Origin of the sequence: Persicimonas caeni, assembly GCF_006517175.1 — a bacterium.
Lineage (GTDB): Bacteria > Myxococcota_A > Bradymonadia > Bradymonadales > Bradymonadaceae > Persicimonas > Persicimonas caeni.
In genome coordinates this window covers 2,672,740-2,686,912 of the sequence record NZ_CP041186.1, presented here as the reverse complement: position 1 = coordinate 2,686,912, position 14,173 = coordinate 2,672,740, and the positions used below count along the sequence as shown (strand labels likewise).

Sequence of the window (14,173 nt, the reverse complement as noted above, 5' to 3'; positions counted from 1 at the left end):
CGTAACCCCATTTTGATAGCCCCTTGCGCAGGGAGCGCAAAGCGCGCCCGGAGCTGGGGGAGAGCGTCAATCGACCAACGCCGCCTCGAGCGCGTCCAACGACGGGTCGAGCTCCGAGGAGTAGTCCGGTCGGTCGAGCAGTTCGGCGAGCTGGTCGGGGATGGTGACTTCGCGTTCGATCAGCGGCTCGACGACCGTGTCGAATTTGGCCGGGTGGGCGGTCGACACCACGATCCAGTGCGGGCTGTCGAGTTGTTCGCGGACCGCGACGCCGCAGGCGGTGTGCGGGTCCCAGACTTGGCCCCAGTCGTCGAGGCCCGTGCGGATCTTCTGGCGGATCGTCTCGTCATCGACCTGATAGGCGCTGATCTTCTGGCGGATCGTGTCGACGTCGGGCCACATGTGGCGCAGCCGCTCCATGTTGCTCGGGTCACCCACGTCCATGGCGTTGGCGACCGTGGCCACCGTGTCGAAGCCCTTGTACTCGCCGGTCTCCAAAAAGTGGACGACCGGCTTGTTCTCGTTGACTGCCAGCACGACCTCGCCGATGGGCATGCCGCACTCGCGGGCGTACAGGCACGCCAGGACGTTTCCCAGGTTGCCCGAGGGGACCACGTAGTTGGGCTCGACGCCGTGGCGCTTTCGGTACCAGACCGACGAGGCGGCGTAGTAGGTCATCTGGGGCAGGAGCCGGCCGATATTGATGCTGTTGGCCGACGTCAGGTTGATCCGGTCGCGAAACGCCTCGTCGGCGAACGCCTCTTTGACGATGCGCTGGCAGTCGTCGAAGACCCCGTGGACGCCGAACGTGCGCACGTTGCCGTCCCAGCAGGTCAGCTGCTTTTCTTGGCGCGGCGAGACCTTCCCCTTCGGGTACAGGATGACGACGTTGACGTTGGGCTTGCCGTGGAAGGCCGCCGCGACCGCGCCGCCGGTGTCGCCGGAAGTGGCCACGAGCACCGTCAGCGGTTCTTCTGCCCCCTTGTTCAGCCGCGAGAAACACGACGCCAAAAAGCCCGCGCCGACGTCTTTGAAGGCGGCGGTCGGCCCGTGGAACAGCTCCAAGAGCGCCGTGTCGTCCTTCAGATCGCGCAGCGGGATATCGAAGTCGAACGTCTCGTCGCAGATATCGCCCAGGTCGTGGGCGAGCGGGTCGCCGGCGAAGAACGGCGCGAGCAAGTCCTCGGCGATATACCGAATATGGCTGTGGCCGACGAACTTGGTGCCGTCGACATGCGGCAACGTTTCGGGGACGTACAGCCCGCCGTCGGGGGCGAGGCCGTCGCGCAGCGCCTCGGAGAGGCTGACGAGGTGGTCGGGGTTGCGGGTGCTGAGGTATTTCATGTTCATTCGATGACTTTCGCTCCAGAACAACTCACCGGCGAGACCCATGCGTTGGCTTCGACGCCGGCGTCGGAGAACGCAGAGACCATGGCGTCGCGCACCTCCTCGCCGGTCTCACAATGCTCGACCCAGGCAAAGACGCTGGGCCCCGAGCCCGAGATCGAGCAGCCGAGCGCGCCGTGGTCGAGCGCGGCCTGGCGCACTTTGCCGAAGCCGTGAATCAAGGGCGCGCGGTGCGGCTCGATGAGCATATCGCGAAGCGAGCGGCGGATCAGCTCGAGGTCTTCGCGGTAGCAGCCCGAGATGAACCCGGCGAGGTTCGCCGACTGGTGCACGAAGGTCTCGAGCGGGAGTTCCTTGGGGATGACCTGGCGGGCGCGGAACGTGTCGATGCGAAGCTTCGGGTTGACCAGCACGCAGCAGATATCGTCGGGTACCGGGATCTCGACGACGTCGATCGGCTCGAGCGAGCGCGTCAGCGTCAAGCCGCCGTACAAGCAGGGCGTGACGTTGTCGCCGTGCACGTCGCCGCTGGCGACCGATTCGCCCAACAGGGCGTAGCTCAAGATCGCCTCGGGGGGCAGGTCCTGGGGTACGAGTTCGCTGGCCGCCACGATGGCCGCCACCGCGCTCGCCGCCGAGCCGCCCATGCCCGAGCCCAGCGGGATGCCCTTGTCGATGTGGACGCGAAAGCCGAAGTCGAGCCCGCAGTCGCCGATGAGCTGGACCAGGCCGACGGTGGCCGTGTTCTCGTCGGCCTTGCGCGGCAGGTCGGTGACCACGCCCGAGATCTCGCCGATCTCGACGGTCTGCTCGTCGATGCGCTCGACGGTGACTTTGTCGCCCACCGAGTCGGTCGCGAAGCCGAGGATATCGAAGCCGACGGCGACGTTGCCGACGGTGGCCGGGGCGAAGGCGGTTGCTTTCTTTTTGCTCATAGGGTTGCTCCAACGTACGCCGCCAGTCGCAGAAGATCTGCAAAGATCCCACCTGCCGTCACCTCCGGGCCGGCGCCCGGTCCCTGCACGATCAGCGGGTTCTCGTCGTAGCGGCGCGTACGAAACTGGACGATATTGTCGGTGAGATGAATCCTAGCAAAAGGATGGCTCTCGTCATACCGCCGAAGCTTGACGGTGGCGTGGCCGTCGCGGTCGACCGCGCCGACGAAGCGCAGCACCTGGCCCTGGGCGCGCGCCTCCTCCAGAAGGGCGGTCATCTGCTCGTCGTGGTCGGGCAGGGCGGCCATGAAGTCGTCGACCGACCCCTCTTCGAGGCCCTCGGGGACCAGGCCTTCGACCTCGACGTCGTCGAGCTCGAGTTCCATGCCCATCTCCCTTGCCAAGATGACCACCTTGCGGGCCACGTCCATGCCCGACAGGTCCTCACGCGGGTCGGGCTCGGTGTAGCCGGCTTCCTTGGCCTCGGCCAAGATCTGCGAGAAGGGGCGCTCGCCGTCGAACGAGTTGAACAAGTAGGACAGCGTGCCCGAGAAGATCCCCTGGATCCCCAAGATCTCGTCGCCCGTCTCGATGAGGTCGCGCAGCGTCTGGATGATCGGCAGGCCCGCGCCCACCGTCGTCTCGTACAGGTAGTGCAGCCGGTTCGACCGGCTCGCGGCCTTGAGGCGCCGGTAGAAGTCGATGGAGCTCGTGTTCGCCTTCTTGTTGGGCGTGACCACGTGGATGCCGCGCTCGAGCCAGTCGGCGTAGCGCTTCGAGATGGCGCCGCTGGCGGTGCAATCGATCAAGACGGCGTGCGGGTGATAGTCGGTCTGCACGTGGTCGACGAACGCGTCGAGGTCGGCCTCCTGGGCGTCGGCGTCGAGCACGTCTCGCCAGCGGTCGAGGTCGATGCTCGACTCCTCGAGCACCATCTCAGACGCGCCGGTGATGCCGCGCACGCGGATGTCGATCATGTACTGGTCGCGAAGCCGCTCGACCTGCTCGGCGAGCTGGTCGATGAGCGTGGCGCCGACGTTGCCCGGGCCGATGATGCCCACCGACAAGGTCTGGTTCGACAGGTAAAAGCCCGAATGCGCCGCCCGCAGCGCGCGGGTGGCGTCCTTTTGGTCGACCACGACCGAGATATTGCGCTCCGAGGAGCCCTGCGCGATCGCTCGGATATTGACGCCCGCCTTGCCCAGCGCGCCGAAGAACTTGGCCGCAAGGCCCGGGATGCCCGCCATATTGTCGCCCACGACCGCCAAGATGCTGCAGTGCTCGGTGACGTCGACGGTCTGGATCTGGCCGTGGTGCAGCTCGGCGAAGAAGCCGCGCTTGACCGCGTCTTTGACGATGCGCGCCTGCGACTGGGGCACCGCAAAGCAAATCGAGTGCTCCGAGCTCGCCTGCGAGATCATGACGACCGACACGCCCGCCTCGCGCAGCGCGCCGAAGAGCCGGTGCGCGATGCCGGGCACCCCGATCATGCCGGTCCCCTCGACGTTGACCAGCGCCATGCCGTCGATGGTCGCAAACCCCTTGACCGTGCTCCCTTCGCCGGCCGTCAGGTGGATGCGCGTGCCCGGGACCTCGGGCTTGAAGGTGTTGCGGATATAGATCGGAATCTCGAGCTCGACCGCCGGGGCCATCGTGCTCGGGTGGATGACCTTGGCGCCAAAATAGGCGAGCTCCATCGCCTCCTGGTAGGTCAGCGCGTCCAGGACCTCGGCGTCGGGGACCTGCCTGGGGTTGGCGCTCATGACGCCGTCGACGTCGGTCCAGATATGGATCGCCTCGGCCTCGAGGAGCGCGCCGAAGATCGACGCCGAGAAGTCGCTGCCGTTTCGGCCGAGCGTGGTCGGAATGCCCTCTTCGTTCGAGGCGATGAAGCCGGTGATGATCAAAAACTCGACCTCGCGCGACTCGAGCCACCGGTCGAGCTTGGGGCGCGTGGCGTCCCAGTCGATGACCGGGCCGAGCTCGCCGTCTTTGACCACGAGCACCTCGCGGGCGTCGAGCCAGTCGGCCGACTCGCCCTTGGCGCCCAAGAAGCCGGCGAGCACCTGCGCCGACCACAACTCGCCGTAGCCCGAGACGAGCTCCAGGGCGGTGTGAGGGGCGGTGCCCAGCAGCCAGATGGCGCGCAGGACGTCCTCGATGTCGCGAAAGTCGTCCTTGAGCCGCGACTTGAGGGTCTCGGCCTGCGACTTGGGCAACAGGTCGTCGATGGTGTCGAACTGGAAGTCGCGCAGCTCGTCGAGGCGACGCCGGTAGGCCGTGTCGCGCTCGCGGGCCAGGTCGACCAGCTCGATGAGCCGGTTGGTCACCCCGCCCATCGCCGAGACGACCACGCCCTTGCGGGCATCCTGCTTGCGCATACCTGGGCGCGCCCCGAGCGTCTGGCCGACGCGCCGGTAGAGATCTGCGCTCGCCAACGACGAGCCGCCGAATTTGTGCACCGTCCAATTTTTGGTCATATCGATTGTCTTCGATCCCATAGACGTTTGTGGTTCATCGGACATCAAACCCCCGCGGCAAGCCACGGGGCTGCACGGGCGCCCCAGACAACGGGGCGAACTCCGCGGGCAGCAAGCAGCCGCTCCGCGTTCAAAACCTGTACGACACACCCATTTGGGTGGTCAGCGGAAAGTTGAATTCGCGTCCCGAGAGGGGAAACACATAATACGAACCGCTCACGCTGGCCAGCAGGCTGAACTGGCGGTGGGCGTGCCAGATGATGCGCGGCCGGGCGTTGATGCCCACCAGGAGCCCCGGCGCGTCGAGGGTGGTCTGCCCGCAGCTCTGGCGGCCGGCGGCGCACACCTTGTCGGCGTAGGCGTCGAAGTCGGTCAGGCTGGTGGCCTCGGCGCTGATCTGCACGCCCAGGTTGAAGTCACCCAGGTCGATGCCCATGTCGCCTCCCAAAAATCCCCGAAACGTGATGAAGTCGCTGGCCAGCAGGCCGGCGTAGTCGCTCATCGAGTTGAGGAAATGCGCCCCGGCGACCACCGAGAAGTCGCGGGTGAGCAAGAGCCGCGCGTTGACCGACAGGCCCAAATTCCCCCACGGCTTCGTCTCGGCGAGTTGGCCGGGGTACTGCATGAACGAGGTGTAGGCGGCGCCGAATTCGAGCGAGAACGGGCTGTCCCCGTCGGTGTCGACCACCGTGGAGACCCGCGGCTCGGCGGGGCGCTCGAAGCAGGGCAGGTAGCGGCTCATCAGCCGGTTGCCCGCCGCGCGCAGCGTCGCCGGATCGAGGTTGTCCACCTCGAGGGACTCGGGCTGCAAAAAGCGATCTTCGGCGCGCGAGTACAGGTACAGGGCGACCTCGTGGGTCCCCTCGCCGGTGGGCCAGGCGTAGCCGTACACGGCGAAGTCGGTGTCGGCGAAGGTGGCCAGGCGCTCGGCGTCGGTCCTGTCGGGGCCCTGCTCGCGGGTCACCCGGATGAGCGACTGGCGCGCGTCGCGGTACACGCGCACGACCTCGTCGGGGTAGTAGCCCTCCCGGATGCTGCGCGACGGGTCGAGCAGCGTCATCGTCTGGAGCATGTCGAAGAGCTGCAGGGTCTTGGCGTCCTGCTCGATAAAGCTCAGCGCGACGTACATCGCCACCTCGGCGACGCGCTCGGGGTTGGCGTACTGGTAATTGAGCAGCCGATAGACCTCGAGCGCCTCCTGAAGGTGCTCGCGGGAGGCGTCGACTTCGAGTTTTTTGTACTTGTCGATCCCCAACTCGGTCTGCAGCTCGGCGATCTTGAGCTTGTCGTCGAACCCGCGGCTCGTCTTGACCGCCCGCTCCAGGTCGGACTGGCTGACCAGGTACAACTCCTCGGGGTGGTTCGACACGAACGTGGTCGCCCCGCGATAAAACGCCCGGGTCGCTTCGACCGCGTCGACGGTACCCTCGATGTCGGCAAAGACCTGAAAATGCGGCGAAAACACCAGGCTGGTGCGCTTCTGATTGGCTACGTCGGCATGCGCCGTGCCCGTGGTGGCGACCAGCAGCCACGCCAGACAGGTCCCCAACGCCAAGATGTGAACGAGGTGCTTCACTCGACTACCGCAGAAGTCATCGGTTGGCCCCGCCATACTGTGATAATCCGCCGCAGAAATCCACTGTTCTGTGCAGCGCAGAAGCCGAAGTGGGACCGCCCACCTGCACTTCTGCGCAGCGCAGAAGCCGAAGTGGGACCGCCCACCTGCACTTCTGCGCAGCGCAGAAGACGAGGTAGGACCGTCCACCTGCACTTCTGCGCAGCGCAGAAGACGAGGTAGGCGGTCCTACCTGCACTTCTCGGCAGCAGAGAAGACGAAGTCGGCGGTCCAAGGAGCACTTCTCGGCAGCGGAGAAGCCGAAGTCGGCGGTCCGAGGAGCACTTCTCGGCAGCGGAGAAGACGAAGTAGGCGGTCCGACCTGCACTTCTCCGCAGCAGAGAAGACGAAGTCGGCGGTCCGAGGAGCACTTCTCTGCAGCGTAGAAGATGAAGTAGGCGGTCCAGCGACGATTTCTGCGCACCCAGTCAGTGGCCGGCTCGTCCGGCTCAGTGAATCAGCGTGTAGCCGTGCCAGCCATGTCGTGATGACGCACCGGTGCGCCGACCGGCGAAATTTGCCGGCCTGGGCGCTGCGGATTTGCTTGTGATTGTGATCGGCTCACGGGCTAGGCCCGCCCCGTTTTGAAGCCACCTCGGATAGGTCATACGCTGGGCGCATGCCCACCCCGACGCCACATCCTACTATCTACAACGACGCCGCTGCGGCACTCCCATGGCACAGGCCCATCTTCACGCCACGTCTAACTTCGGCGCATCAACAAACCCGCACCGGGCAAATCCGATAACTGCGCTCCGCCGCAAGGGCGAAGCTATCGGCTCCACCTCCGCCGAGCGCGTCGATGATGTACGGTCGCACATCCCATCGAAGATACGCTCGCTACGAAGGCTTTGTTTTGCGGATCGGGAAACCGTTCCGCCGCAGGCTGTGCCCTCCGGCTCAGCCACCAGCTGGTGGGCCAACGCTAACGACGACCCACCCGCCCGTTTCAAATTTGTGGGGAAATTCGTGGCCACGATACTTCCACCCCTCATTACGGTTTTCGGCAAAAATCGAAAATTGTTGCGTACTTTCTTGAAGATCGGCCCGTGGCGGGGTGCACGGGCGCATTTCTCTGCTGCCCGATTGTGGGAATCGGAGTTCATCTTTGTCGAAAGACCCCAAGCCCCCAAACCCCCGAACCCCCAAACCCCAAGACCCCCCAACAAACTCACTGCACGTACGGATTGACCCGCGGCAGCGGAATGGTGTCGGCGCTCAGGTATTCGTCGGTCACGAAGAGCGGCACGGTGGGGATGCTGCCGGTCGACTCGCCCACGAGGCCGAGTTGGATGTCGCGCACCTCGTCGTCCTCGGCGCAGATGTCGACGATGAAGAAGTGGCGCTCGCAGGTGCCCGCGGGCTCGCATTGCTCGTAGCCGTCGATATCGCCCTTCATCAGGGTGGACAGGTTGGCGATGTCGTCTTCGACGAAGAGCAGGGCGCGGCCCCAGTGGTTCGTCCCCGAGCTGCACGACGGGCGCGTGGCCCGCTGCAGGGTGGTGGCGACGAGCTTTTCGGCGTCGGTGTCCCAGCTAAATTGCCAGGTCTCGCTTTGATTGGGCGTGCCGTCCAAGTCGGGGCGATCGTCGAGGCTGTCGTCGACGACCACGAAGTGGCCCAGCGCCATGGTGGTCGTGCCGCTGGGCATGCGCACGGTGTCGGGCGGCGGCGGGATCAGCAGCGTGCGGTCGTTTTTGAGGGCGTGGCGCCCCGGGTCGTAGTTGCTGCCGAACTGGTCGTCGAGCAGCACCGTGGGGGTGTGGCGGGTCACCGGGGCGAACGAGGTGTTGTTGCGCACCGGCTGCACGCCCACCCAGGAGACGGCGAGCACCGGGTTTTCGATGGCGTAATTCGCCTCGGGCGGCATCGCCTGCAGGCCGCCGGTTTGAGGATCGCGCGGGAAGTCGACCTGGACGACGAAGTCCTCGACGAGCTCGCAGTCGGTGTCGGGCTCGTCGGCGATCTGCTCGAGCGCCAGCCCCTCGACGCCGTCGTACGGCTCGCCGGTGCGCTCGTCGAACAGGGTGATCTCCATCTCGCCGTCGGCGGTGATCGTGCCGAAAAGCTGGCTTCGCGGCAGTTGGGTCGACGACTTGTTGATGTACAGGCGGAACTTACGCTGGTCTTCGTCGAAGGGCTCGGCGGTCGTCCAGGTGCAAAACTCCTGCTCGCCGAACGGGTCGCCGGTGATGGGATCGCGCTTGTAGATGCGCACGATCGCCGCGGCGTTGTCCCCGAACCGAAAAAAGTCGACCGCGATGGCGTCGCTGGTGCGCCCCGACGCCTCGACGACCTCGCGGAAGCTCCCCGAGTAGGTGTCCTCGTAGGTGGGGCAGCCGGTCGACACGAGGCCGAGGGCGACGAGCAGCAGCGCCCAGAGGGGCCGCGCGATCGTCGGTCGGGTCGGGTTGTGGGTCGAAGACGCGTCCATGCTTACTGCGTTGCTACTCCCATGGCTGAAACTGGGGCCGGCGCGATCACGCTCGATATGGGTCCGGCGCAATCGCGCCCAGTATAGGCAGGTCGCCGACCAAATGCACACGGCAACGTCAGCTCGATGGTGCGTGAGTGGAGTAGAGTTGCTCCAGATGACGACGCTTGTTGCTCGAAGTGGTCAAAGCTTTCACCAGCCCCCGCGCCTCGCGGTGCTCCCAAGGGGCTGGAAGTCGGCAAGAAACTTGCAGACTTGTCGGGGTCGACTACGGTTCGCTACCCTGAGCAGGGTACCATGAAGGCGAGCTGACTCGACGGCTCGACAGGACTCGGACGATGCGCGACGAGCGACCCAAAACTAGCGTAAGAAGATCCAGCCTGAGCAGGATGCTGGTCATCATCGGGCTTTTGAGCCTGCTGTGCATGGGGGCCTCCGAAGGCGGCTGTGCGCCGCAAGACATGAGCGCCGAAGGCGGCGACGCGGGTACGACCACCGTCGACCAGCGTCTGCTCGACGCGCAGGCCGCGCTCGCCAATCACGACGTCGAGCAGGCCCAGGCCATCTACGGCCAGATCGTGGCCGAGCAAGGCGACGCCCCCGGCGCGGCGTATGCCGGCAAGGCGTTCACCGATCTGTTGCTGCTCCCCGGCTCGCAGCCCGCGCGCACCCTGCTCGTCGACCACCTCGGCGCGACCTCGGGGGTCGACGCCAACGACGCCATCTACGCCGAAGAGGGCTTTTTGTACTGGCAGGTGCGCGGGGTGCCCTGGAACGACGACGGCACTTACTTGGGTATCCGCAGCCTGATCGCCGACGAGCTTCCCTGGTCGGCCGAGCGCCTCGACTCGCTGCGCGCTTTCTTCACCGGCCTCGACACGCCGGGCGACGCCATGATGGACGATCTGGTGGTCCTGGCCGACGCCATGGCCCAGATCGAAAACGACCTGCAGCGCGCGCTCGACGACCCCGAGTTCGAGTTTTTGTACGTGCCCGGGTTGGTGTTCCATCACGACGACCTCGAGTTGCTCTTGGGCCGCTCCGAACTGCACATGTTGAGCAGCGTCGTGTCGGCCACGCGCGCTTCGATCTACTTTCTGGCTGCTTACGAGCACACCTGGACCCTCGACGGCATGCTCGGCTCGCAGGCCGAGGCCCGCGCGAACCCCACAGACGGCTGGCAGACCGGCGACTACGCGCTCGCCTACCTCGACGGGCGCCTGGCCCGAAAGGTGCGCGACCCGCTGCACCTGCGTGAGTCGCGCCAGGCCTTCGACGCGAGCCTCGAGTCGGCCGTGGCGGCCATCGACGTCGGCCTGAACGGCGAGCTGGAGACGACCCTGCGCTGGAAGCAGGCCGACGCGGCCTACGCCGAAGAGCTCATCGTCTTTCTCGAGGCGGTGCGCGACTCGCTCGAAGGCCCCGCCGAGCTCCCGGGCTCCACGCCCAAGACGACCATGGATCTCTCCTCGTTCTTCGAGGGCGAGGGGCGCACGCTCCCCGCCGACATTCGCTGGTTCGAGCACGTCGAGGCGACTGCCGAGATGGACGCGTACTGGCAGGTGGGCGACGCCGCCCTGCAGGCCTTCTTCGTCGACGGCGTCTTCGAGCCCGGCTTCACGGTCGGCGAGGGCAACGCGCCTGACCTGAAGATCGACGACGAGCGCAGCCAGAAGTTCCGCGACGCCATCAGCGGCGACGTCGAGCGCGACGTCGAGGAAGCCTACTTCACCACCCAATAACTCACTCACTCCTGAAACGGATTGTATGATGTTGAATGTGACGCGAGCACTGTCGGGACTGATCTGTGCGCTCTTTTTGCTGGTACCGATGTCGGCCTCGGCGGCCGACGGCGACAAGCTGTTCATCGGCGCCGCGACCGGCTCCGGCGGGGAGTTCGAAGGCGACTTCGACACCGACGTCCCCTTCGGGATCCTCGACTTCAACATCGACGACGACATGGAGACCACCTGGGGCGGTTTCCTGCACTACGAAAGCCCCGTGCACCGCTACTTCGCCATCGGCGGGCGCCTCGGCTTCGCCGGCTTCAACACCGAGGGCCGCGCCGACGAGAACTGGTCGCGCAACTGGGCGATCAACGCCGACATCGCCCCCAAGCTGCGCTTCGCCCTCTCCGGCGCCCCCGTCGAGCTGTACGCCACCACCCCGGTCGGCCTGTCGGTGCTCTTCGCCAGCGAGGATTGGGAGGACGAGGACGTCGAGTTCGACCCGGGCATCAGCTGGAACCTGTCGATCCTGGGCGGGGCGAGCTTTCTCTTCTCGAACGATATCGGCGTCTTCGCCGAAGCCGGCTGGATGCTCCAGAACGTCAACTGGGACGGCGAGAGCTCCGACGGCTCGATCAACATCGACCTGGAGGGCGAGTTTACGCAGTTCGCGCTGAACTTCGGGGTGGTGCTGCCTTTTTAGAAAACAGAGAACACTTCACGAGAATCGCCCTCCCAGGGCCACCAGAGGGCGATTTTCGAGAAAAGTTCAAAAAAGTACGCAACGATTCGGCCCCTTCTGCCGAAAACAGTAATAGGGGGGCACCGCCATGGGTGCCCCGACTTCTTACTGATTCTTCGACTGGAGGGATTCGATGCTTCGACGAGTAACCGCGCTTTTGGGCATGTCCGCACTCTTCCTTGTGCTCCCGGCGTCCGCTTGGGCTCAGGGCTACGGCCAGCAGCCACCTCAGCAGCAGCCCCAGCAACAACAACCCCAGCAGCAGCCGCAGCAGCAATCGCAACAGGGCTACGGCCAGCAACCCCGGCAGCAGCCCCAGCAGGGCTACGGGCAAAACCCGCAGCAGGGCTATGGCCAACAGCCGTGGGGCCAGCAACAGCAGCCGGTGCAGCCCAATCCGAAAGCGCAGTGGTTCTCCCAGCGGGGCAGGGTGCTCGTGGGGCCGATGTTTGGGTTGGGTGGGGAGCTCGAGGCGGAGCTTTCGATTCCAGAGCTCGACGGATCCGGCGACATAGAATCTGACATGCTCACGACACTTGGCGGATTTTTGCAGTACGAAGCACCTGTCCATCCATACGTACTGCTTGGGGCACGAGGAGCTTTTGGGGCGTTCATTGCCGAGATGCAGGACGATGACGACTACGCGCGGGACCTGATGTTCAACTTCGACGCTGTTGCCAAGTTGCGCTATCCGTTTCTAACCGCTCCTGGCGAGCTGTATGTGGGCTTACCTGTGGGACTGTCAGTGATTGTCCCGAGTGAAGACTGGGAAGATCAAGACGGCTTCGAAGCCGAGACTGGAGTAAGTTGGAACATGGGAGTAGTCGGAGGTCTTAATTACCTTCTTTTCGAACAGTTTGGTCTCTTTGTGGAAGGTGGGTGGATGCTACAGAACGTAGCCTTGGAGGGGGACGTCACGACTTCGTACGGAACATTCAAGGGAGAGTTCGAAGGCTCCTTCAGCCAATTCGGCCTCACCGCCGGCGTCACGATCCCGCTGTGATACTCGTTCGCGTATCGACAGGGCGAAGGCCTTGCAGGTCAGCAACGCCCGCTATTTGAGCATCTAAAGATTTAGGGGCTGCGAGCCGACCATCCGTCGCGACTCGCAGCCCCTAAATCCTTAATTGTCCAAATCTGGAGTTTCGCCGAATTTGTCGGCGTTTTCTTCGGTGCGAGGGCATCTTGCCCTCGTAAATTGGGCCGAAGGTAGGCCGTTTCAGGCCGCCTTGCGAGCCCCATCGGCCCCTGGCGGCGCGTGTCGGGCCAGTTGAGTTGTCTGTTTTTCGTAAACCCGGTCGTCAGACCGGGTTTGCCATAATTGTTCTTGCTCCATCTGGCGGTGAAATGCCTGGAGCATGTCGACGAAACTGATTGTCACTTTGTGCGGATACCACGGGGCCAGATAGCGCGCCCACCATATGTCTTTGAGCGGCTGACCATGGTCGAGATACCACAGCACCACAAAGCTGTAGCACAGCATTCCGAATGGAACCGTGCGCTCCGAGGCGATCGGCCGCCGCTCGATAGGAGCCTTGGGCCCGTGGATCGTCGAATCTGCAGGTTCGTCTCCTTGAGCGAATCCGTTTTGGACCTCCTCGATGCCCATGTACTGCTTGCAGTCACGGTAGCAGCTCTCCAGCGACCACCGCAGGCTCTGCGGAATCAGGACTTTGGGGCCCGAGCAGCCCGGCCGGCTTCGAAAGTAGTAGTTATCTTCGAGTCGTCCGCTCGGATCGCGAGTGATGACGACGGTCAGCACGCGATCCTTCCCGGCGCTCTTCCACTGAGCCTCAAATGTTTTGATCCAAAGCTGCAGTTGTTGACCATAGATGTAAAGGATTTGCTCTTTCCACGGCAGCTGGGGATCCTCAGCGAGCTCGGCCAACGATGGGAGCCGCTTGCCCCAGATGCGTCGGCGTCCCGGCCCCGGCGTTTGCTCGACCTTGGCATCAAAGAGAGCTGCATTGGCTTTGAATCGGCCGACCATCTCCATGTTATCGTCCAGGGCCGAAAAAACGGTCCTGTTGACGTAGTCGTTGTCGCCCACGACGACAAAATGGGCCTCGAGCCACCAGCTTCTCAAGACTGCGAGCATCTCGGCAAAAAGCTGGGGGCGGCTGCAATAGGCCTCAGGCGGACACAGCTTACGGGTGCGGTGCAGACGAAACAGCAACGGAACGGCGATGCCGCCGCTGTGCATGAAACCGACCGGGACCCAAACTGCCAGCGTCACAAATTGAAGACCCCAGCAGAATGCCGACTTGCGCACCCTCTTGCCGGTGAGGGTCGAGCGCATCGGGTCTCGATGGATTCCGGCGCCCATCACAAAGGGCCCAGTGCGCCGGCAAACAGTATCATCCACAAGCACATACACCGTTTGTCCGAGTCGGGCCTTCAAAGCCAACGCCAGCAGATGGCCGAGCTCATCCAGGCTCCATTTGGCCCGCGAAAAGAACCGATAGAATATCGAGAAATGTTTGGGCTCACCGTCCGGTTTCATCCTCAGCCCCGGCATAAAACGGCCGGCGCGCAACAGGTTACTGATGCATCGCCTAGATTCACATCGGATCCAGGCCAACATCAGGTAACTAAAGTTGTCGTAAGTCGGGGTGCTGAAGGCCGGTCGAAACATCTCGATGAGGGCTTTGATAGAGGCCATTGTCGAGCCAGGGCTTGGACGGTTGGACTGCTTGGTGTACGCAACCCTAGCAACCACCTCCAAGCCCTTCTTATTTTCATTTCGACCACTTATGCCACGTACCTACTAATCGCTGAGCATACTAGACGCGCCAACTCAAGGAGTGCCGCCTGAAAAGATGGCGAAACTCCAGCCAAATAGAAGGCGTTGCGAATCGCCCATTACCCTCAACTCGCACTCCCCTAAACCCCC

9 protein-coding genes are annotated in these 14,173 nt (G+C 64.1%); 3 read left to right on the top strand and 6 right to left on the bottom strand.

What is annotated here, in order from left to right; all coding sequences use genetic code 11:
• Positions 1–66 precede the first annotated feature (66 nt).
• The 5 genes from thrC to FIV42_RS09885 all read right to left on the bottom strand — a co-directional run bounded on the left by thrC (position 67) and on the right by FIV42_RS09885 (position 8,811).
• Positions 67–1,344, bottom strand: a complete 1,278-nt coding sequence (gene thrC / locus FIV42_RS09905) for a threonine synthase (protein WP_141197523.1) — start codon at positions 1,342–1,344, stop codon at positions 67–69.
• Between the two features lie 2 nt (positions 1,345–1,346).
• On the bottom strand, positions 1,347–2,282 hold the full coding sequence (locus FIV42_RS09900) for a homoserine kinase (RefSeq protein ID WP_141197522.1): 936 nt from the start codon (positions 2,280–2,282) through the stop codon (positions 1,347–1,349).
• Positions 2,279–4,762 carry a bifunctional aspartate kinase/homoserine dehydrogenase I gene (gene thrA / locus FIV42_RS09895; protein WP_141197521.1) on the bottom strand — a complete coding sequence of 828 codons (2,484 nt, stop codon included), beginning with the start codon at positions 4,760–4,762 and terminating at the stop codon, positions 2,279–2,281. Before thrA ends, FIV42_RS09900 begins: the two co-directional genes overlap by 4 nt.
• A gap of 130 nt (positions 4,763–4,892) precedes the next feature.
• Entirely contained in the window at positions 4,893–6,338 is a 1,446-nt protein-coding gene (locus tag FIV42_RS09890; protein ID WP_141197520.1) for a hypothetical protein, read from the bottom strand.
• A 1,210-nt stretch (positions 6,339–7,548) separates the two neighbouring features.
• Positions 7,549–8,811: a hypothetical protein gene (locus FIV42_RS09885; RefSeq protein ID WP_141197519.1), complete on the bottom strand. Its 1,263-nt coding sequence runs from the start codon at positions 8,809–8,811 to the stop codon at positions 7,549–7,551.
• Between the two features lie 389 nt (positions 8,812–9,200).
• On the opposite strand from FIV42_RS09885, the gene FIV42_RS09880 reads away from it, so the two are divergent.
• The 3 genes from FIV42_RS09880 to FIV42_RS09870 all read left to right on the top strand — a co-directional run bounded on the left by FIV42_RS09880 (position 9,201) and on the right by FIV42_RS09870 (position 12,283).
• On the top strand, positions 9,201–10,553 hold the full coding sequence (locus tag FIV42_RS09880; protein ID WP_141197518.1) for a hypothetical protein: 1,353 nt from the start codon (positions 9,201–9,203) through the stop codon (positions 10,551–10,553).
• A gap of 28 nt (positions 10,554–10,581) precedes the next feature.
• Complete coding sequence (locus tag FIV42_RS09875; RefSeq protein WP_141197517.1) at positions 10,582–11,241, top strand: hypothetical protein; 660 nt, start codon at positions 10,582–10,584, stop codon at positions 11,239–11,241.
• A 172-nt stretch (positions 11,242–11,413) separates the two neighbouring features.
• On the top strand, positions 11,414–12,283 hold the full coding sequence (locus FIV42_RS09870; protein WP_141197516.1) for a hypothetical protein: 870 nt from the start codon (positions 11,414–11,416) through the stop codon (positions 12,281–12,283).
• Positions 12,284–12,499: 216 nt separating this feature from the next.
• Here the strand turns inward: FIV42_RS09870 and FIV42_RS09865 are convergent, their stop codons facing one another.
• Complete coding sequence (locus FIV42_RS09865; protein WP_146983763.1) at positions 12,500–13,942, bottom strand: IS701 family transposase; 1,443 nt, start codon at positions 13,940–13,942, stop codon at positions 12,500–12,502.
• Positions 13,943–14,173 lie beyond the last annotated feature (231 nt).